Raw genomic sequence first — 18291 nt, 5'->3', positions numbered from 1 at the left:
CCGCTTGAAGGCGGACCGGACGCACGATAGGGCGCGCCAATGTCGGAACGCTACAATCCCGCCAACTGGAGCCTCGACTGGGAAGAGGTAACGGTCGCCGCCGTGGCAGTCGTCCTCGCCGTGATCGCGGCCTGGCTGCTGCACCGCCTGCTCTTCGCGCTCATTCACCGGGTCACCCGATCAACCGAGACGCAGGTCGACGAGATCATCATCAGGCAGGTCAGGAAGCCTGCGAAATGGGCTTTCATCGCCATCGGAGTGACATTGGTCGCGCAGAGCGTGCCGGAGCTGAAAAGCGCGTGGGAGCCGCTCGCCCAGTTCGTGCGCCCGGCCCTGCTGGGCTGGATCGCCTACACACTGGTGAAGGCCTTCACCGCCGCGATGGAAATCCGGCTGGAGGCGTCGGACGACCCGGTCGCCGTGCGCAGCCGCCGCACGCGCATCTCCGTGCTGTCGCGTACCGCGACCATTGCCATCGTAATCATTACCATCGGGCTCATGCTGCTGGGCATTCCGGCCGTGCGCGATATCGGCACGACGCTGCTCGCTTCCGCGGGTCTTGCCGCACTGGCGGTCGGCGCAGCCGCGCAACCCGCGCTCAAATCGCTGATCGCCGGCCTGCAGGTGGCGATCACGGAGCCGTTCCGCATCGGCGACCTCGTCAAGGTCGATGGCGAGGCAGGCCGGATCGAGGAGGTGCGGATGAGCTTCGTCACCGTGCGCACCTGGGACGAGCGGGTGATCGTCGTGCCGACCAGCCGATTCCTCGACCAGAGTTTCGAGAACTGGTCGCGCAAGAGCGAGAAGCTGACTGGACCGGTGATGCTTCACCTCGACCCGGCGGCCGACATCCGGCCGATCCGCGCGGAGTTCGAACGATACACCAAGGCGCACGAACTCTACGATGGACGCAATCTCGCGCTCGTGATGACCGAGACCTGGCCCGAAAGCATCGAGCTGCGCCTGTCGATGAGCGCCGACACCATCGGCGACCTCTTCGCGCTGCGCTGCGACGTGCGCGAACACATGCTGGCCTGGCTGCGCGACGAAATGCCCGACGCGCTGATACGTCACCGGCTGGAAGTGCCGCACGGTCACCCCAAGGCAGGAGAGCCCTGAGGCGGCAGCGCCCGGCGCTACTCGATACCGCCGGGCACTTCCTGCGTCCCCTCGTCCGGGGCGCTGCCGTGCTTCCTGTCCCGCGTGGGTTCGAGCATGCCTTCGTGCAGGAAGCCGATGGGATTGACCTGCGCCGCCCGCTTCTTCAGCTCGCCGCGCATCTTCTTGTATTCTTCTTCCATCTGCGCGGTGACAGTGGCGCGCGAATCCTTCAGCGCCTCGTCGAAATCGGTCTTCGTGACCAGATCGACGTCGCCGCCCACGCGCCGCAGGGCATTGAGACCTGCGCGGCGAACGACGTCCTCCAGATCGGCACCTGTGAAGCGGTCGGTCTTGGCAGCGACCGCCGCCAGATCGACATCGCCGGCCAGCGGCATCTGGCTGGCATGGATTTTCAGGATGTGTTCGCGGCCCGGCTTATCGGGGGTGCCGACGTAGACGAGTTCGTCGAAACGGCCGGGGCGTAGTAGCGCCGGGTCCACCAGCGCGGGACGGTTGGTCGCACCGATGACCACGATCGACTGCATTTCCTCCAGCCCGTCCATTTCGGCGAGGATCGTGTTGACCACCCGCGCAGTCACCTGCGGTTCGTTGCCGCTGCTGCCGCGCGCCGGGACGAGGCTGTCGATCTCGTCGATGAACACAACGCACGGCGCAACCTGCCTTGCGCGGGAAAACAGCTTGGCGATCTGCTGTTCGCTTTCACCGTACCACTTGCTCAGCAGGTCCGAGCTTTTCATGGAGATGAAGTTCGCTTCGGCTTCCTTCGCCACGGCCTTCGCCAGCAGGGTCTTGCCCGTGCCCGGGGGGCCATACAGCAGGAAACCCTTGGCCGGACGGATGCCGAGGCGGCGGAAGGCTTCCGGGTTCTTCATCGGCAGCTCCACGCCTTCGCGCAGCTTTTCCTGCGCGTCGCCGAGGCCGCCGATATCGTCCCACCCGACCTTGGGCGCCTGCACCATCACCTCGCGCATGGCGGAAGGCTGGACGCGCTTGAGCGCTTCCATGAAATCCTCTCGCGTGACGCAGAGTTCGTCGAGCACTTCCGGCGGGATCGTCCGCTCGTCGAGGTCAAGCTTCGGCATTATCCGCCGCACCGCCTCGATCGCGGCCTCGCGGGTCAGCGCGGCAAGGTCGGCGCCGACGAAGCCGTGCGTGGTGCGTGCGAGTTCCGCGAGATCCACCCGGTCGCCCAACGGCATCCCGCGCGTGTGGATGGCCAGGATTTCGCGCCGGCCGCTTTCGTCCGGTACGCCGATGATGATTTCGCGATCGAAGCGACCCGGACGCCGCAGCGCCTCGTCGATCGCATCGGGGCGGTTGGTCGCGGCGATGACGACGAGGTTCGTGCGCGAATCGAGCCCGTCCATCAGCGTCAGCAGCTGGGCGACCAGCCGCTTCTCAGCCTCGCCCGGCGTGCTGTCGCGCTTGGGCGCGATGGAATCGATCTCGTCGATGAAGATGATCGAAGGGGCCGAGCGGCTCGCCTCCTCGAACACTTCGCGCAGCCGCTTCTCGCTCTCACCATAGCCGGAGCCCATGATTTCCGGGCCGTTGATGGTGAAGAAGTTGGCATCGCTTTCGTTGGCGACGGCCTGCGCCAGCCGCGTCTTGCCGGTCCCCGGCGGGCCGTGCAGCAGCACGCCCTTGGGCGGATCGACGCCAAGGCGCGTGAACAGTTCGGGATAGCGCAGGGGCAGCTCAACCATCTCGCGCAGGGCGTCGATGGTTTCCTGCATCCCGCCGACGTCGTCGTAATTCACGACAGCGCGAGCATCTCGCGGTTCCTCGAACTCGGCGCGCAGTTCGACTTCCGTGTCCTCGTCGATGTGGACGACGCCCTTGGGGCTGGTCGACACGACGGTGAGCCTAATCTGGGTCAGCGCGTAAGCGGGCTGGTTGAACATCCGCGCCACTTCGGGCGGCATGTTCTGCACCGGCTGCTGGCCGGTCGTTGCGACAAGATCGCCTGCGAGCAACGGCTTGCGGAAGAAATTGCGCTTCAACGCCTGCGGCGGGCCTTGCAGGCGCATCTCGCGCTGGGCGGGTGCGAAGACGACGCGCTTGGCGGGCTGCGATTCGACTGCGCGGACCTGCACGTGCTCGCCCGATCCGGCTTCCGCATTGCCTCGCTGGAGGCCGTCGAGGCGAATGACGTCGAGCGCCTGGTCTTCTTCGTAAGCCGGAACAGCCATGGCGACCGTGGTGCGCTTGCCGGTGATCTCCACCGTGTCGCCTTCGGTTATGCCGAGCGCCTGAAAGGCCGAGCGCGGCATCCGCGCGATCCCGCGGCCGCTTTCCTCACCCTTGGCCGCCGCGACCTGCAGGCGGACGCTGGTGCCCTCGCCCTGATCCGCCGGTTTTGCCGCTGCGTCTGCCATGCCTTCTCCTGTCCTCGGAACACCGAATTGCCAAGGGCAAGCTAGGAAGCCCCCCGCCGGTTTGCAAACGGGCAGCCCCGGGAATCGTGCCAGCCGAGCATCGTGGCAACGGGCAAAGAAAAAGCCCGGCCGTTGCCGGCCGGGCTGGAAAGTTTTGGGAGAGGATGCCTGAAAGGCCCGCCCTATGTGCAGTTGCAGCATTTATTGTGCAAGTGCGAAAAGGTCGGGTCAGATTGCAAAAAACGCAACCGGCTGAAATCGTTAGCGTTCCCGCGGCTGCGGTTCCGTGATGAGTCGCGCACAGCCGCGATGGGGCTGCAATTCGAGTTCCGCTCCGCGCTCCAGCACCGCCGTATGAGAAAACGGCAGCCCCGACATATCGTCCTCGCACGCGCCTTCGCGAACCGTCAGGCGGAATCGCGACTCGGGCGCACCGGGGTCGAGCTGGCCGGAAAAGCTTGCTCCGCCCGAGACTTGCTCGCGCGAAACCCGGAACGACCGGCCATCGAGTTCCTCCGGCGATTTAAGTTCCATCGTCACACCCTTGCTGGTCAGCGTCAGGAATGGCTCGTTGAAATGCGCAACGTAGTCGCGCTGTGCTTGCGCGGTCACGGTCGCACAGCCGGCGAGTGGCAGCAGCGCCAGCACAAGGCAGTCGCGATGGCTCAGGAGGCGTTTCGACATGGCCACGTCATACACCATCGCGCCGACGGGTGACAGACGCGCGGCGAGACGATAGGGCTTGCCCGATATCGCAGATGCGAACGACCCGGAGGATTGATGCAGAAACTCTACCCCGATGCCGCCGCCGCTCTCGACGGATTGCTCGAAGATGGCCTGCTGATCGCCTGTGGCGGCTTCGGCTTGTGCGGCATTCCGGAACGCCTGCTCGACGCGGTGCGCGATTCGGGGGTCAAGGACCTGACCTTCGCCAGCAACAATGCCGGAATCGACAACGAAGGCATCGGCAAGCTGCTGCGGACGAGGCAGGTCAGCAAGATGATCTCCTCCTACGTGGGTGAGAACAAGGAGTTCGAACGGCAGTTTCTGGCGGGCGAGCTCGAGGTCGAATTCTGCCCCCAGGGTACGCTGGCGGAACGGATGCGCGCGGGCGGCGCGGGCATTCCCGGCTTCTATACCAAGACCGGCGTCGGCACCCAGGTGGCCGAAGGCAAGGAAGTGAAGCGCTTCGTGGGCCGTGACGGACAGGAAGAGGACTTCATTCTCGAACGCGGCATCTTTGCCGACCTTGCGCTGGTCAAGGCGTGGAAGGCGGACGAGACCGGCAATATCGTCTTCCGCAAGACCGCGCGCAATTTTAACGTGCCAGCCGCGACCTGCGGCAAGGTCTGCGTGGTCGAGGTTGAGGAGGTCGTGCCCGCGGGCAGCCTCGATCCCGACAGCATCCATCTGCCTGGCGTCTATGTCCAGCGCATGATCGTGGGCGCGCCCTACGACAAGAAGATAGAGTTCGTGACGACCCGCTCGCGGGAAACGGCATGATGCGCGCGTCTGCCACGCTCTGCGCGGCCGCGCTGCTGGCCGGCTGCGTCATGGTAAACGATTACGGCGACCCGCCTGCACCGGCGATCGCCTCGTCCGCCGCCCTCACCGGAGACAGCGCCGCGCCCGATACCATGCGCTGGCTCTACGGCAGCGGCGAAGCGGCAGCGGCCTCGGTCCAGACATGGCGGCAGCTGGCGGATTATACGGTCGCGGTTTCGCGCCAGCGCAAGGTGCCGCAATCGGTGCCGCTGGGCTTGCCGGAAGCCGCGGGCGGCATCGCCACCCCGTCCTGCGTAGACGAGGACGGCAGGACAAAACCTTTCGCCGCGGTGTTCGACGTCGACGAGACCGTGCTGCTCAACACCGGTTACGAATATTGGCAGGCCTATTCCGCATCTTCCTATGACAGCGCGAAATGGCGCGAGTGGGAACAAGGCGGCGCGGGCATCGCCCAGCCCGTTCCCGGTGCGGTCACAGGCCTTAGGCGGCTGCGCGAAGCGGGCATCGCGGTCATCTTCAACACCAACCGCAATTCCGACAGTGCCGCGCCGACTGCTGCCGCGATAGAGGCCGCCGGGCTCGGTCCGGCTGTTCACAAGGAAAATCTCTTCCTGCGCGGCGACGATGACATGGGCAGCCGCAAGGATGGCCGCCGCGCCACCATCGCGAGCAAATATTGCGTCATCGCGCTGGCGGGGGACAACCTTGGCGACTTCGCCGACGTGTTCAATGCCGACGAAGATGCCGTGCAGCAGCGCCGGGCCATGGCCGCGCGCGGCGCCTATGCGCAGCTGTGGGGCAACGGCTGGTTCCTTCTGCCGAACCCGGTCTACGGCGCGTGGCAGAAGGGAAGCGTTAACGAGGTCTTCCCGCCAGAAACGCGCTGGACCCCCGCAACCTCAGACCAAGGCGAGTGAGATGAGCGAAACCGATACAAAGCAGGGCTGGACCCGCGACGAAATGGCCGCCCGCGCCGCGCGCGAGCTGGAGGACGGCTTCTACGTCAACCTCGGCATCGGCATCCCGACGCTGGTCGCCAATCACATTCCCGACGACATGTTCGTCACGCTGCAGAGCGAGAACGGGATGCTCGGCATCGGGCCGTTCCCCTATGCGGGCGAGGAAGACCCGGACCTGATCAACGCGGGCAAGCAGACCATCAGCGAACTGCCGCACAGCGCCTATTTCGACAGCGCCTTCAGCTTCGGCATGATCCGCGGCGGGCACATCGACCTGACCGTGCTGGGCGCGATGGAAGTCAGCCAGGGCGGCGACATCGCGAACTGGATGATCCCCGGCAAGATGATCAAGGGCATGGGCGGCGCGATGGACCTCGTCGCCGGGGTCAAGAAGATCATCGTCGTGATGGACCACTGCGCGAGGGACGGCAGCCCGAAATTCATCCCCGATTGCACCCTGCCGCTGACCGGCACCGATGTCGTAGACATGATCATCACCGATCTCGCCGTGTTCCAGCGGCCCGACCATGACAGCCCGTTCCGGCTGGTCGAACTTGCCCCCGGCGTCAGCGCAGATGATGTCGCGGCGAAGACCACCGCGCATTACGAGGTTGCCCTGTCTTGAGCGGGTACACCCTCGTCACGGCCAACCGGAACTATTCCAGCTGGTCGCTGCGCCCCTGGGTGCTGATGAAGGCGCTCTCCATTCCGTTCAGCGACCGGATCGAGCCCTTTACCAAACCGGTCAACTGGGACGAGTTCCGCGCTTTTTCGCCCACCGGCCAAGTCCCGGTACTGATCGACGGCGAGCGCACGGTGTGGGATTCCCTCGGCATCGCGCTGTATCTGGCGGAACGGCACGAGGGCGTGTGGCCTGCTGACGAGGCGGCGCGCGCTTTCGCGCAATGCGCCGTCGCTGAAATGCACGGCGGCTTCTCCGCGCTCCGCAACGATTGCACCATGAACGTTGGCGTGCGCGTAACGCCGGGGGAACACAGCCCGGCCTTGGCTCGCGATGTCACCCGCATCCGCGAACTATTCGAGCAGGGGCTGGAGCAGTTCGGCGGACCGTGGCTGGCAGGTAAACAGTTCACTGCGCTCGATGCCTTCTACGCGCCGGTCGCCTATCGCATCCGCACTTACGGCCTCGATGTCGGCAAGGGGCAGGCCTGGGTGGACCATATTCTCGCACACCCGGCCATGCAGCAGTGGGAAGAGGAGGCGCTGGCCGAAAGCTGGCGCGAAGCCTCCCATGAAGAAGAGCTCGCCGCTTGCGGCCGCATCACGGCGGACTATCGCACCCGATGATCGCGTGGCTGGACGAGCCACGCAATTCCCGCGCTCCGCTTGCCGGTTTGAAGGTGTTGGAACTTGCCCGTGTGCTGGCAGGCCCCTGGGCCGGGCAAACGCTGGCCGACCTCGGTGCCGACGTGATCAAGGTCGAGAGCCCGGACGGCGACGGCACAAGGCTGTGGGGTCCGCCGTTTTTCACGCGGGAGGATGCTGCCGGAGAAACCGTGCGCGAGGCTGCCTATTTCCACGGCTGCAATCGCGGCAAGCGCGGGATGGTCGCCGACTTCAACGAAGCAGGCGACCTTGCTGCCGTGCGCGAACTGGCGCGCGAGGCGGACGTGGTAATCGAGAACTTCAAGCCCGGCACGCTGGCACGCTTCGGCCTCGACCACGCCAATCTCTCAGCGGACAACCTCGCTCTCGTCACCTGTTCGATCAGCGGCTTCGGCCAGACCGGCCCGCGCCGCGACGAGCCGGGTTACGACTTCGTGGTGCAGGCGATGAGCGGGTTCATGGCACTGACCGGCGAACCCGACGGCGCGCCGATGAAGCACGGCATGTCGATCAGCGACCTGTTCTGCGGCTTATACGCGACCATCGCGATCCAGTCCGCGCTGGCAATGCGGATCTGCACGGGGACCGGACAGCACATCGACATGTCGCTGTTCGATTGCTCGGTCGCGCTGCTCGCCCATCAGGCGCAGAGTTTCTACGCCAATGGCGAAAATCCGCCGCGCATGGGCAACTCTCACGCGCAGGTAAGCGCCTACGGAGTCTTTCCGACGAAGGACGGGCCGGTGGTGCTCGCACCCGCCAACGACGGCTTGTTCCGCAAGTTGCTGATCGTGCTCGAACGGCCCGATCTTCTCGAAGACTCCCGCTTCGCCACCAATGAAGGCCGGATAGCCCACCGCGCGGTAATCGACGGGATCATTGCCGGGGAAACCGTCAGCTGGGCGCGCGAAGCTCTGCTCGCCGCCTGTGCCGACGCCGGCATCCCGGCAGGCCCGATCCACCAAGTGGAAGAGGCGCTTGCCGATCCGCAGACACTGGCACGGGGGCTACAGGTGGAGGTCGGCGGAATGCGCTCGCTCCGCAGCCCGATCGTCTTTTCCGATGCCGAACTGGCGCTCGACCTCCCGCCACCACTGCTTGGCGGCGACGACTGACGATCAGCCGAGAGCGGCCTTGAGGTCGTCCACCAGATCGGTGCGTTCCCACGGGAAGTGATCGCCCTTCGCGTTGCGACCGAAGTGGCCGTAGGCAGCGCTGGCACGGTAGATCGGCTTGTTGAGGCCGAGATGCGTGCGAATGCCGCGCGGGGTCAGCCCGCCGAGCTTGTCGATGCTGCGAATGGCGTTCTCCAGCGCGTCGTCCGCGACGGTGCCGGTGCCATGCGTGTCGACATAGAGCGACAGCGGCGCGGACACACCGATGGCGTAGCTGAGCTGGATGGTGCAGCGCGTGGCAAGACCCGCCGCGACGATGTTCTTGGCCAGGTAGCGGCTGATATATGCCGCGCTGCGATCGACCTTCGTGGGATCCTTGCCGCTGAACGCGCCGCCGCCGTGCGGGGCCGCGCCGCCATAGGTGTCGACGATGATCTTGCGACCCGTCAGCCCGGCGTCACCGTCTGGCCCGCCGATCACGAAGCTGCCCGTCGGGTTGATGTGCCAGGCGGTTTCGTCCGACAGGAAGCCGTCTGGAAGAATGTCGGCGACCACGCCCTTGACGTAGCTCTTGAGCGTCGCCTCTTCCTCGCCCTTGTCGTAGCCTTCGGCGTGCTGGGTGGAAACCACCACGGCAGTGCAGGCTACTGGCTTGCCGTTGCGATAGCGCAGCGTCACCTGGCTCTTGGCGTCGGGTTCGAGGAACGGCGCAGCGCCCGATTTGCGGTCCTGTGCCATGCGGTGCAGGATCTTGTGGCTGTAATCGAGCGGGGCGGGCATCAGATCGTCGGTTTCGTCGCAGGCGAAACCGAACATGATGCCCTGGTCGCCCGCGCCTTCGTCCTTGTTGCCGCTGGCATCGACGCCCTGCGCGATGTGCGCGCTCTGGCCGTGCAGATGGTTCTCGAAGGTCAGCGTTTCCCAGTGGAAGCCGTCCTGCTCGTAACCGATTTCGCGCACGGTGTCGCGGACGACCTGTTCGATCTCTTCGAGTGCGCCATCGACCCAGTCACCGTTCTCGAACACGCCCTTGCAACGGATCTCACCGGCGAGCACCACGCGCTGCGTCGTCGTCAGCGTTTCGCAGGCGACGCGCGCTTCGGGATCCTTGGAGAGGAACAGGTCGACCACGGCGTCGGAAATCTGGTCGGAGACCTTGTCCGGGTGGCCCTCGGACACGCTTTCGGAAGTGAACAGGTAATCGGAACGCATATCAATCCTTCCCGCTGGCGGGTTCTATAGGTGCAATTTCAGGAAATTGTCGTGTGCTTTGCGCGGCGCATAGCAATGAGCGCCAGCAGGATAAAGAGCCCCGCCCAGCCGAGCGGCAGAAAGTTGCCGAGGCGGGCGAACAAGGTCGGCGCGGCCGCTGGCGGAATGCGGCCTTCCATGATTCCTGCGCGATGCATCGGCAGATAGTCGCGCACCACGCCGCGCGCGTCGATGACTGCGCTGATACCGGTCGTGGTGGCGCGCAGCACCGGCAAGCCTTCCTCCACCGCGCGCATACGCGCCTGCGCGAGATGCTGCGGCGGGCCGAACGCGCCGAACCAGCCATCGTTCGACGGGTTGAAGATGAAGTCCGGGCGATCGCCTGCATCAGCGACCTGACCAGAAAAGATGATCTCGTAACAAATCTGTACGCCGGTGCGCCGCCCTTCGCCAAGGTCAAGCGTCGCCGCGCCGGGGCCGGGCCAGAAGTCGATCGCACCCGGCACCAGCCGCGACAGGCCGAGCGGCTCCAGCACCGGGCGCAGCGGCAGATACTCGCCGTAGGGAACGAGATGCGCCTTCGCGTAACTGCCGACGAGATCGCCCTGCCCGGTGATCGCCGTAACCGTGTTGCGCGCACCTGCCGCGCGACCATTCTCGATCTCCAGATCGACTGCGCCGGTGAGCAGGGTGGAGTTGTTGCCGATCAGCTGCCCGATGCGGCGACGGGCGTAGAGCGGGTCGCCGCGCGCGGTCATCTGCGTGTAGTAACGCTGCGGATAGCCTTCGCGCAGGTAATCCGGCACGCCGGATTCCGGCCACAGCACAAGGCGCTCCCGCCCTTCGGCTACGGACTTGCCGGAACGGGTGAGTTCGGCGGTGCGGATGAAATTGCTCTCGAACATCGCGGGATCGTTGAGCACTTCCTGCCGGATGTCGGGCTGGACGAGGAGGAAGTCCTGCACGCCCTCCTCAGCCGATCCGATCGGCGGGGCGAGCATGGCCAGCGTCACTGCGGCCGCTCCGGCACCGGCGAACAACCAGCGGCGCTCGTGCGCCATCATCCAGAGCGCGCCCGACAGCAGCACCGCGACACCCGACAGTGCGTAGGTGCCCATCCACGGCGCGATCAAGGCGAGGCCGGGACGCCCGAAATCGCCGAGCAGCACCATGCCGAAGGGGTTCCACGAATAGCCAGTGAAGACCCACGAGCGCAGCCATTCGGCGACGATCCAGCAGCCGGCGAAAGCAAGCACCAGCGACCAGCGCCGTTCGCCGCGTGCCAACGCCGCAGCGCCAGCGGCTGCTATGGCCGGATATACCGCGAGATAGATAGCCAGCAGGGGCACCGCCGCCCAGCCGAGGATAGCGGGCATGTTCGCCTGATAGGTGAAGGCAGTCGCAATCCAGTTGTTGCCGAGCGTGAAATGCGCCCAGCCGAATATCCAGCCAAGCGCGAAGGCGTGGCGCCAGCCCGTCGAAGCGGACAGCAAGGCAACGAAGCCTGCCATCGCCAGCAGCGCAATCGGCCACAGGCCGAGCGGCTGGAAACCCGTCGCGGACAGCAGACCGAGCAGGAGGGCAGCGAGGCGCGGGTGCGCCCGGCCAGTGTCAGTCAGGCGATGAAGCACAGCCGCCATTGTCGCGGAAACCCCGCGCGGGGGCTTATTCGGCCGCCTCTAGTGCGCCTTCGCCGCTATCTTCGACCTTGGGCTTGCGCGGAGCACGGCGGCGGGGCTTGGGACTGCTTCCCTCGTCACCTTCGCTCGCGATCGAGGGCGGAAGCGCCGACGGGTCGAGACCGTTGCCGCCCGAATCCTCGCCGCCATCGTCCTTCCGTACGCGGGGTTTGCGTGCCCGCGGCTTGCGCGTTTCGCGAACGAAGGGGTTTTCGCCATCTTCGTCGTTGTCGTCGCTGTCGGAGCCGCGATTGTCGTCGCCGTCGTCGTCGTTGTTCTGGCGGCGATTGCGCGATTTCTTGGGCGCGCGCTGCTGCTGCGGCTGGTGCTGCTGCTGATCGTCGTCGTAACCGTCGTCGTCATCGTCGGACTGGTTGCGATCATCGTCACGCTTGCCCTGCGTTTCTTCCTTGCGGGCCTTGTTGTCGGCAAGAACGCGGAAATAGTGGTCGGCAAACTGCAAGTAATATTCCGCCTGCACGCGGTCGCCGTTGAGCTGCGCGTCATGCGCGAGCTTCTTGTACTTGTCGAGCATCTGCGGGGCATTGCCACGAGCGCGGCTGTCGATCCGGTTGGACTGATTGCCGCCGCCCTGCTGGCGATTGTTGCTGTTGTTCCCGCGGCCGCGCCGACGGTTGTTGCCACGATTGTTGTTCAAGGGAATGGATTTCCTCTTTACGCGCCCTGCGGACCGATTGCCCGTTTCCGCACTGGTCGCCCTGACCCCTCATTCACGCACGCACCAACCAATGGTGCGGCGTTAACCCGTATCTGCCGATTTCCCTAGCTTGGGGCCGTGTGGCCGGAAGTCTCATGCAAATGTCGGATCAGGCCGTCGCGGGAGGGGAACAAAGCCGCCTGCCGTGGGCCTGCAACCTGAGTTAATAAGCTTTTCGGGACTTGCCAACCCCTATTGCAAGATAAGTGTCCGGGCGCGTCCCCCCAGGTCGCGGCGCAATTCGCTGCGGAAACCGGCGGCCTCGGCGATCTGCCCGACTGCAATTGCCTGCTCCGCACCGATCTCCAGCACGGCGATGCCACCATCGCTCAGCAGCGCGCGCAGCTGCGGGATCAGCACCCGGTAATCGTCCAATCCCTCCGGCCCGGCGAACAGGGCATCCGCCGGTTCGAAGTCGCGGACGTCGGGATCGAGCTCGGCAGCGTCCTCCACGTAAGGCGGATTGGCGATAATCAGATCGAATTTGCCGAGGTCGTGCGCCCAGTCCGGCTCGGTCCAGTCGCGCGGGAGGAACCGGGCCCGCGCGCCGATCAGCCCCAGCGTCTGTGCGTTATCCTGCGCGACGGCGAGCGCCGCCTCGCTGGCATCGACGCCGATGCCGGTCGCGTCGCCGAGTTCGAGCAGGCAGGTTACCAGCAGGGCACCCGACCCGGTTCCGCAATCGAGCACGCGCCGGGCCTGCGGAGCGACTTCCAGCGCCGCTTCGACGACGCTCTCGCTATCGCCGCGCGGGATCAGGACGTCGGGCGTCACGCGGAAGGTGCGCCCGTAAAATTCCTGCCGCCCAAGAATGTGCGCCACCGGCTCGCGCACCGCGCGGCGTTCGACAAGTTCCGCAAATACAGCTGGCACGTCAGCATCCATGTGCCGCAGCAACAGGTCGGAACGGGCCACGCCCAACGCGTGCGCCATCAGTAGCTCGGCATCGAGCCGCGAAGTGTCGCTGGTGTCCGACAGGCGCTGCGCCGTGGCGCGGACGGCTTCGGCCACCCTCACCCGTCGAGCGCGGCGAGGCGCTTGGCCTCGTCCTCGGCGATCAGCGCGTCGATCATCTCGCTAAGTCCGGTGCCTGCCAGCACCTCCTCCAGCTTGTGCAGCGTCAGACCGATGCGGTGGTCGGTGACGCGCCCCTGCGGGAAGTTGTATGTGCGGATGCGTTCGGAACGGTCGCCGCTGCCGACCATCGCGCGGCGAGCTTCGGCCTCGGCGCCGTGCACTTCCTCGCGGCGCTTTTCATACAGTCGCGCGCGCAGCACCTGCATCGCCTTGTCGCGATTGCGGTGCTGGCTGCGCTCGTCCTGCATGGCGACGACGATGCCGGTCGGTACGTGCGTTATGCGGACAGCGGAATCGGTGGTGTTGACGTGCTGCCCGCCCGCCCCGCTGGACCGGTAGATGTCGATCTTGAGGTCGTTCTGATCGATGCTGACATCGACCTCGGTCGGTTCGGGCAAGACGGCCACGGTGGCGGCGCTGGTATGAATTCGCCCGCCGCTTTCGGTCACGGGCACGCGCTGCACGCGGTGGACGCCGCTTTCGAACTTCATCTTGGCGAACACGCCCGTGCCGGTCACGTTGGCGACGATTTCCTTGAAGCCGCCGACCTCGCTGGCGTTCATGCTGACCGGTTCCACCTTCCAGCCCTGCTCGCCCGCGTATTTCTCGTACATGCGGTAGAGGTCGCCCGCGAACAGCGCCGCCTCGTCTCCCCCGGTGCCGGCGCGGATTTCGAGCATCGCAGGGCGCGCATCGGCCGAATCGCGCGGCAGCATGGAAATGGCGAGCGCACGCTCCTTTTCCGGCAGGGCGGCACGCAGGGCGGAAAGTTCCTCCTCTGCCATGGCCTTCATCTCAGGGTCGGCAAGCATATCCTCCAGCCCGTCGATCTCTTCGCGCATGGTCTGCACCTCGCCCGCGGTCCTTGCGACCGGTTCAAGCTCTGCATAGTCGCGGCTGGCGGCGACGAATTCCTCGCCTTCCAGCGTCCCGCTCGCCATCCGCGCTTCGAGCTCGGCGAAGCGGTGGGCGATCTGGTTCAGGCGTTCGGTAGGGATGCTCACTCGGAATCCGTGCCGCTGTCTTGGGGTTCGGTGTTGAAACCGTGCGGCAGGTCGTCGGGCCAGGCATCCATGTCGGGCACCTCGATACCCATCGCCTCGTTTTCGCGCAGCCAGTTCGCGTTCTGCGCCTTGCGGACGATATCGCCGACGTCATTAGGCGCGACTTCGGCCTGCTCGCCGTCGTGCAGGTCGCGCACGGTGACAACACCCTTTGCCAGCTCGTCCTCGCCGATCATCACGGCTAGGAGCGCGCCCTGTTCGTTGGCGCGCGCCATTCGCTTCTTCAGCTTGCCGCTCGCAAGGATGTCGACATTGCTCCAATCCTCGCGCAGCGTCCGGGCGAGCTTGTAAGCGACGTCCATCGCGCCATCCGCCATCGGCAGGATCGCGACGTCGAAGGTCGATCCGGGGACGCGGTCGTCGACCAGCATGGCCAGCCGCTCGATCCCTGCGGCCCAGCCGACCGCCGGCGTCGCCGCACCGCCAAGGCTTTCCATCAGGCCGTCGTAGCGCCCGCCACCGAGAATGGTGCTCTGGCTGCCGAGTTTGCCTGCCGCCTCGCTGCCCTCGTCGGGGATAAATTCGAAGGCGGTGTGACGATAATAGTCGAGCCCGCGCACAAGGCTTTCGGCGCGCTGCCATTTGACCCCCGCGGCGTCGAGACCGCTGGTCACCGCATCGAAGAAGGCGCGCGCCTCGTCCGAAAGGTAGGCGTCGATCTTCGGCGCGTCGGCCACGAAGGCGCGGTCGCGGCGGTCCTTGCTGTCGAGAATGCGGAGCGGGTTCTTCTCCAGCCTCTCCTGCGAATCCTCGGACAGTTCGCCTTTTACCGCACGGAAGTATTCGACCAGCGCCGCGCGCCACGCCTCGCGGCTGTCCCCGTCGCCAAGGGTATTGAGATGCAGCGTCACGCCGTCGATCCCAAGCTCCTTCAGCAATTGGTCGGCCAACGCCAGCAGTTCCACATCCGCCTGCGGCTCGGCCGCGCCGATGATCTCCGCGTCGAGCTGGTGGAACTGGCGATAGCGGCCCTTCTGCGGACGTTCGTAGCGGAACAGCGGTCCGTGGGTGGCCAGCTTCACCGGCGCGTGCTGCTGCCAGCCGTTGGAGAGATAGGCGCGCGCGATCCCGGCCGTGAATTCGGGACGCAGGGTCAGCGAATCCCCGCCGCGGTCCTCGAACGAGTACATTTCCTTGGATACGACATCGGTCGTCTCGCCGATGGCGCGGCTGAACACTTCGGTCTTTTCGAACACGGGCATTTCCACCCGGCGGAAGCGGTAGAATTTCCGCACCCGCTCGAACGTGTCGACGACGTGCGCGAAAGCCTCCGCTTCGGGTCCGAAAATGTCCTGCGTGCCGCGAATGGCCTGGGGTGTCTTGCTCATATCGCGCGCGCATCTAGCGCGTTCGGTGGAGAGGGGAAAGCCGCTCGTCGAACGCTCGCTTGCCTTCGCACCGGCTCGCCCGCATGGATTGCGCCCATGAAAACAACAGTCGCGTCGCTCGCACTCGCCTCCGCCCTCCTCTTTTCCACGCCGGCAAGCGCCCAGTCCCGGCCCGAAGGCAACAGCGCTCCGGTCGCACCGCAGCTCGCTGACGGTACGCCCCTGCCGCAGGACACGCCGTGGCCCGGCGGCACTATCGCGCTGAATATCGACGCAACCGACACCCCTCGGGGCGTCTATGCGGTGACGCAGACGATCCCGGTGGTGCCGGGCACGCGGCAGCTGGAACTGCTCTTTCCGGAATGGCTGCCCGGCAATCACGCCGCGCGCGGGCCGATCAATCTGCTTTCCAGCATCCGCTTCTTCGCAGGGGGCCAACCGCTGGAATGGCGGCGCGACACGCTGGACGTCTATCGCTTCGTGGTTATCGTGCCCGACGGCGTGACCGAAGTGACTGCGAACTTCCTCCACACCTCCCCCGTAACGGGCAGCGAAGGGCGCGTCACCATGACGCAGGAAATGCTCAACCTGCAGTGGGAAAAGATGAGTCTTTATCCCGCCGGGCATTACACCCGCCGGATCGAGGTGAAGCCGACGGTAAAAGTCCCGGCCGGCTGGCAGGTCTTCACCGCGCTCGACGGGCAAGTCCGTGCCGGCGATACGGTCAGCTGGCGGGAAGTCGACTACGAAACGCTGGTCGATTCGCCGATCTTCGCGGGCAAATACGCCCGCCAGTGGTCGCTTGACGACAACGTGAAGCTCGACGCCGTGGCCGACGCGCCCAAGTATCTGGAGCTGGAGCCCGAGAACCTCGCCCGCTTCGAACGGCTGGTGGACGAGGCGGACGCGCTGTTCGGCGCGCGCCATTTCGACCATTACGACATCCTGCTGGCGATGACCGACCGCATGGGCGGCATCGGACTGGAGCATCACCGGTCGGCGGAGAACCAGTACGAACCCACCGCCCTCACTGACTGGGAGGCGATGGACTGGGACCACAATGTCGTCAGTCACGAACTGGTGCACAGCTGGAACGGCAAGTTCCGCCGCCCCGAAGGCTTGTGGACCCCCGACTATCGCACCCCGATGCAGGACGACCTGCTGTGGGTCTACGAAGGACAGACGCAGTTCTGGGGCTGGATCCTCGCGGCGCGTAGCGGCTTGCAAAGCAAGGAAACGATCCTTGGCACCATCGCCAATGCAGTGGCGATCTATTCCGAAGGGCAGCCCGGCCGCGCGTGGCGCAGCGTGCAGGATACGACATACGATCCGATCATCAGCTCGCGCCGGCCGCTGCCCTACAGCTCGCTCCAGCGCAGCGAGGATTATTACGTCGAAGGCGCGCTGACCTGGTTGGAGGCCGACCAGATCATTCGCGACGGGACGAAGGGCCGCCGCGGGCTCGACGACTTCGCGCGCGCCTTCTTCGGCAAGACCGATGGCGACTGGGGCGTCTCGACCTATGATTTCGACGAAGTCGTCGAGACGCTGAACGGCGTCTTCGCTTACGACTGGGCAGGCTTTCTCGACACCCGCCTGCGCCAGCCAAACCAGCCCGCCCCGGTGCGCGGGCTGGAGATGGCGGGATACCAGCTGGTCTGGAAGGACGAGCCCAATTCCTACGCCGACGGGCGAATGAAGAATTCCAAGGGCCTCGATCTCTACTATTCGCTCGGCATGAACCTCGATTCAGGCGGCAAGGTCACCGCCACCTTGTGGGACGGGCCGGCCTTTGACGCGGGCATTGTCAACGGGGCGGTCGTCGTCGCGGTCAATGGCGAGGAATACAGCGCCAGCGTGATCAAGGATGCGGTGACGGCCGCGAAGGACACCAGCGAGCCGATCGAACTGCTCGTGAAACGCGGCGAGCGTTACGACACCATCGCGCTCGATTACCATGGCGGCCTGCGCTATCCCTGGATCGAGCCAGTCGGCACCGGGCGCAAGGGCCTAGATCGCCTTCTCGCGGCCCGGGCGCAATAGCTCGACTTCGCCATTGGCATACGACAATAGTCCCATCGCGCTTGCGACCTGCCGCCGGCGCGGTTAGGGGCCGCCGGACAACTCCTGGGAGAGGGCCGGAACCACCAGAGCCGGCCCGTAACAGCCAGCCGCAAACAAGGACGCTTCATGCGCATCGACCTGATCCCGACGGGCGACAATCCGCCCGAGAGCCTCAACGTCATCATCGAGGTGCCGACCGGCGGCGAACCGGTGAAGTACGAATTCGACAAGGAAAGCGGCGCGCTGTTCGTCGACCGCATCCTGCATACGCCGATGCGCTATCCGGCGAACTACGGGTTCGTGCCGCACACGCTGTCGCCCGATGGCGACCCGCTCGACGCGCTGGTCATCGCGCGCTCGCCTTTCATTGCGGGCTGCGTGGTCCGCGCACGCCCCATCGGCGTGCTAAATCTCGAAGACGAGCATGGCGGCGACGAAAAGCTGATCTGCGTGCCGGTCGACACGACGTTCCCGTATTACTCGGACGTTGGCGAGACCAAGGATCTGCCGAGCATCATCTTCCAGCAGATCGAGCATTTCTTCACCCACTACAAGGATCTCGAAGCGGAGAAATGGGTCCGAATCGGGCAGTGGGGCGATGCCGCCGAAGCGCGCCGGATCGTGGTCGAAAGCATCGAGCGCTGCAAAAACGCCTGAACGCCCGATTTTCGTCGGCCGCTTTTGAGCGGTGCCGGATGACCCCGTTCTCGGTCAAAGGTTAA

At 65.5% G+C, this 18291-nt stretch carries 16 protein-coding genes; 8 read left to right on the top strand and 8 right to left on the bottom strand.

Features of this window, described 5'->3' with window-relative positions; all coding sequences use genetic code 11:
• Positions 1-39 precede the first annotated feature (39 nt).
• Positions 40-1119, top strand: coding sequence for a mechanosensitive ion channel family protein (locus ACXYN8_RS00555; protein WP_458887318.1), 1080 nt, complete (start codon positions 40-42; stop codon positions 1117-1119).
• 17 nt (positions 1120-1136) lie between these two features.
• Here ACXYN8_RS00555 and ACXYN8_RS00550 read toward each other — a convergent pair whose 3' ends face one another.
• Positions 1137-3500, bottom strand: a complete 2364-nt coding sequence (locus ACXYN8_RS00550; RefSeq protein ID WP_458887317.1) for a CDC48 family AAA ATPase — start codon at positions 3498-3500, stop codon at positions 1137-1139.
• A gap of 261 nt (positions 3501-3761) precedes the next feature.
• On the bottom strand, positions 3762-4184 hold the full coding sequence (locus ACXYN8_RS00545; protein WP_458887316.1) for a hypothetical protein: 423 nt from the start codon (positions 4182-4184) through the stop codon (positions 3762-3764).
• A gap of 96 nt (positions 4185-4280) precedes the next feature.
• Between ACXYN8_RS00545 and ACXYN8_RS00540 the strand changes: the two genes are divergently transcribed.
• Genes ACXYN8_RS00540 through ACXYN8_RS00520 form a run of 5 tightly spaced genes read left to right on the top strand, consistent with a single transcriptional unit; the run spans position 4281 to position 8427 of the window.
• Entirely contained in the window at positions 4281-5003 is a 723-nt protein-coding gene (locus tag ACXYN8_RS00540) for a CoA transferase subunit A (RefSeq protein WP_458887315.1), read from the top strand.
• A complete protein-coding gene (locus ACXYN8_RS00535; RefSeq protein WP_458887314.1) occupies positions 5000-5923 on the top strand; it encodes a 5'-nucleotidase, lipoprotein e(P4) family in 924 nt (307 codons plus the stop codon). The genes ACXYN8_RS00540 and ACXYN8_RS00535 overlap by 4 nt, the downstream gene beginning before the upstream one ends.
• A gap of 1 nt (position 5924) precedes the next feature.
• Positions 5925-6590: a CoA transferase subunit B gene (locus ACXYN8_RS00530; protein ID WP_458887313.1), complete on the top strand. Its 666-nt coding sequence runs from the start codon at positions 5925-5927 to the stop codon at positions 6588-6590.
• Positions 6587-7273 (top strand): glutathione S-transferase family protein, encoded by a 687-nt coding sequence (locus ACXYN8_RS00525; RefSeq protein ID WP_458887312.1) that lies wholly within the window; start codon positions 6587-6589, stop codon positions 7271-7273. The genes ACXYN8_RS00530 and ACXYN8_RS00525 overlap by 4 nt, the downstream gene beginning before the upstream one ends.
• On the top strand, positions 7270-8427 hold the full coding sequence (locus tag ACXYN8_RS00520; protein WP_458887311.1) for a CaiB/BaiF CoA transferase family protein: 1158 nt from the start codon (positions 7270-7272) through the stop codon (positions 8425-8427). Before ACXYN8_RS00525 ends, ACXYN8_RS00520 begins: the two co-directional genes overlap by 4 nt.
• Before the next feature lie 3 nt (positions 8428-8430).
• Here the strand turns inward: ACXYN8_RS00520 and metK are convergent, their stop codons facing one another.
• From metK to hisS, 6 genes are all read right to left on the bottom strand, one after another.
• On the bottom strand, positions 8431-9639 hold the full coding sequence (gene metK, locus ACXYN8_RS00515) for a methionine adenosyltransferase (RefSeq protein ID WP_458887310.1): 1209 nt from the start codon (positions 9637-9639) through the stop codon (positions 8431-8433).
• Positions 9640-9677: 38 nt separating this feature from the next.
• Positions 9678-11279 (bottom strand): apolipoprotein N-acyltransferase, encoded by a 1602-nt coding sequence (gene lnt / locus ACXYN8_RS00510; RefSeq protein ID WP_458887309.1) that lies wholly within the window; start codon positions 11277-11279, stop codon positions 9678-9680.
• A 25-nt stretch (positions 11280-11304) separates the two neighbouring features.
• Positions 11305-11976 (bottom strand): DUF4167 domain-containing protein, encoded by a 672-nt coding sequence (locus ACXYN8_RS00505; protein WP_458887308.1) that lies wholly within the window; start codon positions 11974-11976, stop codon positions 11305-11307.
• 252 nt (positions 11977-12228) lie between these two features.
• Positions 12229-13053, bottom strand: coding sequence for a peptide chain release factor N(5)-glutamine methyltransferase (gene prmC, locus ACXYN8_RS00500; protein ID WP_458887307.1), 825 nt, complete (start codon positions 13051-13053; stop codon positions 12229-12231).
• Positions 13050-14117 (bottom strand): peptide chain release factor 1, encoded by a 1068-nt coding sequence (prfA, locus tag ACXYN8_RS00495; RefSeq protein WP_458887306.1) that lies wholly within the window; start codon positions 14115-14117, stop codon positions 13050-13052. The genes prmC and prfA overlap by 4 nt, the downstream gene beginning before the upstream one ends.
• Entirely contained in the window at positions 14114-15505 is a 1392-nt protein-coding gene (hisS, locus tag ACXYN8_RS00490; protein ID WP_458887305.1) for a histidine--tRNA ligase, read from the bottom strand. The genes prfA and hisS overlap by 4 nt, the downstream gene beginning before the upstream one ends.
• A gap of 96 nt (positions 15506-15601) precedes the next feature.
• Here hisS and ACXYN8_RS00485 point away from each other — a divergent pair, with 96 nt between their 5' ends.
• Entirely contained in the window at positions 15602-17548 is a 1947-nt protein-coding gene (locus ACXYN8_RS00485; protein ID WP_458887304.1) for a M61 family metallopeptidase, read from the top strand.
• Positions 17549-17695: 147 nt separating this feature from the next.
• On the top strand, positions 17696-18226 hold the full coding sequence (gene ppa / locus ACXYN8_RS00480; RefSeq protein ID WP_458887303.1) for an inorganic diphosphatase: 531 nt from the start codon (positions 17696-17698) through the stop codon (positions 18224-18226).
• Positions 18227-18291: the final 65 nt, after the last annotated feature.

The sequence above is a fragment of the Altererythrobacter sp. CAU 1778 genome, from assembly GCF_054482795.1.
Note: the sequence above shows the minus strand (reverse complement) of the source record. Positions and strands in the feature narration are given on the sequence as shown.

Bases quoted from the DNA above. Each gene is read 5' to 3' on its own strand.
- ACXYN8_RS00555 (WP_458887318.1), top strand. From the start codon at position 40: ATGTCGGAACGCTACAATCCCGCCAACTGGAGCCTCGACTGGGAAGAG.
- ACXYN8_RS00550 (WP_458887317.1), bottom strand. From the start codon at position 3,500: ATGGCAGACGCAGCGGCAAAACCGGCGGATCAGGGCGAGGGCACCAGC.
- ACXYN8_RS00545 (WP_458887316.1), bottom strand. From the start codon at position 4,184: ATGTCGAAACGCCTCCTGAGCCATCGCGACTGCCTTGTGCTGGCGCTG.
- ACXYN8_RS00540 (WP_458887315.1), top strand. From the start codon at position 4,281: ATGCAGAAACTCTACCCCGATGCCGCCGCCGCTCTCGACGGATTGCTC.
- ACXYN8_RS00535 (WP_458887314.1), top strand. From the start codon at position 5,000: ATGATGCGCGCGTCTGCCACGCTCTGCGCGGCCGCGCTGCTGGCCGGC.
- ACXYN8_RS00530 (WP_458887313.1), top strand. From the start codon at position 5,925: ATGAGCGAAACCGATACAAAGCAGGGCTGGACCCGCGACGAAATGGCC.
- ACXYN8_RS00520 (WP_458887311.1), top strand. From the start codon at position 7,270: ATGATCGCGTGGCTGGACGAGCCACGCAATTCCCGCGCTCCGCTTGCC.
- metK (WP_458887310.1), bottom strand. From the start codon at position 9,639: ATGCGTTCCGATTACCTGTTCACTTCCGAAAGCGTGTCCGAGGGCCAC.
- lnt (WP_458887309.1), bottom strand. From the start codon at position 11,279: ATGGCGGCTGTGCTTCATCGCCTGACTGACACTGGCCGGGCGCACCCG.
- hisS (WP_458887305.1), bottom strand. From the start codon at position 15,505: ATGAGCAAGACACCCCAGGCCATTCGCGGCACGCAGGACATTTTCGGA.
- ACXYN8_RS00485 (WP_458887304.1), top strand. From the start codon at position 15,602: ATGAAAACAACAGTCGCGTCGCTCGCACTCGCCTCCGCCCTCCTCTTT.
- ppa (WP_458887303.1), top strand. From the start codon at position 17,696: ATGCGCATCGACCTGATCCCGACGGGCGACAATCCGCCCGAGAGCCTC.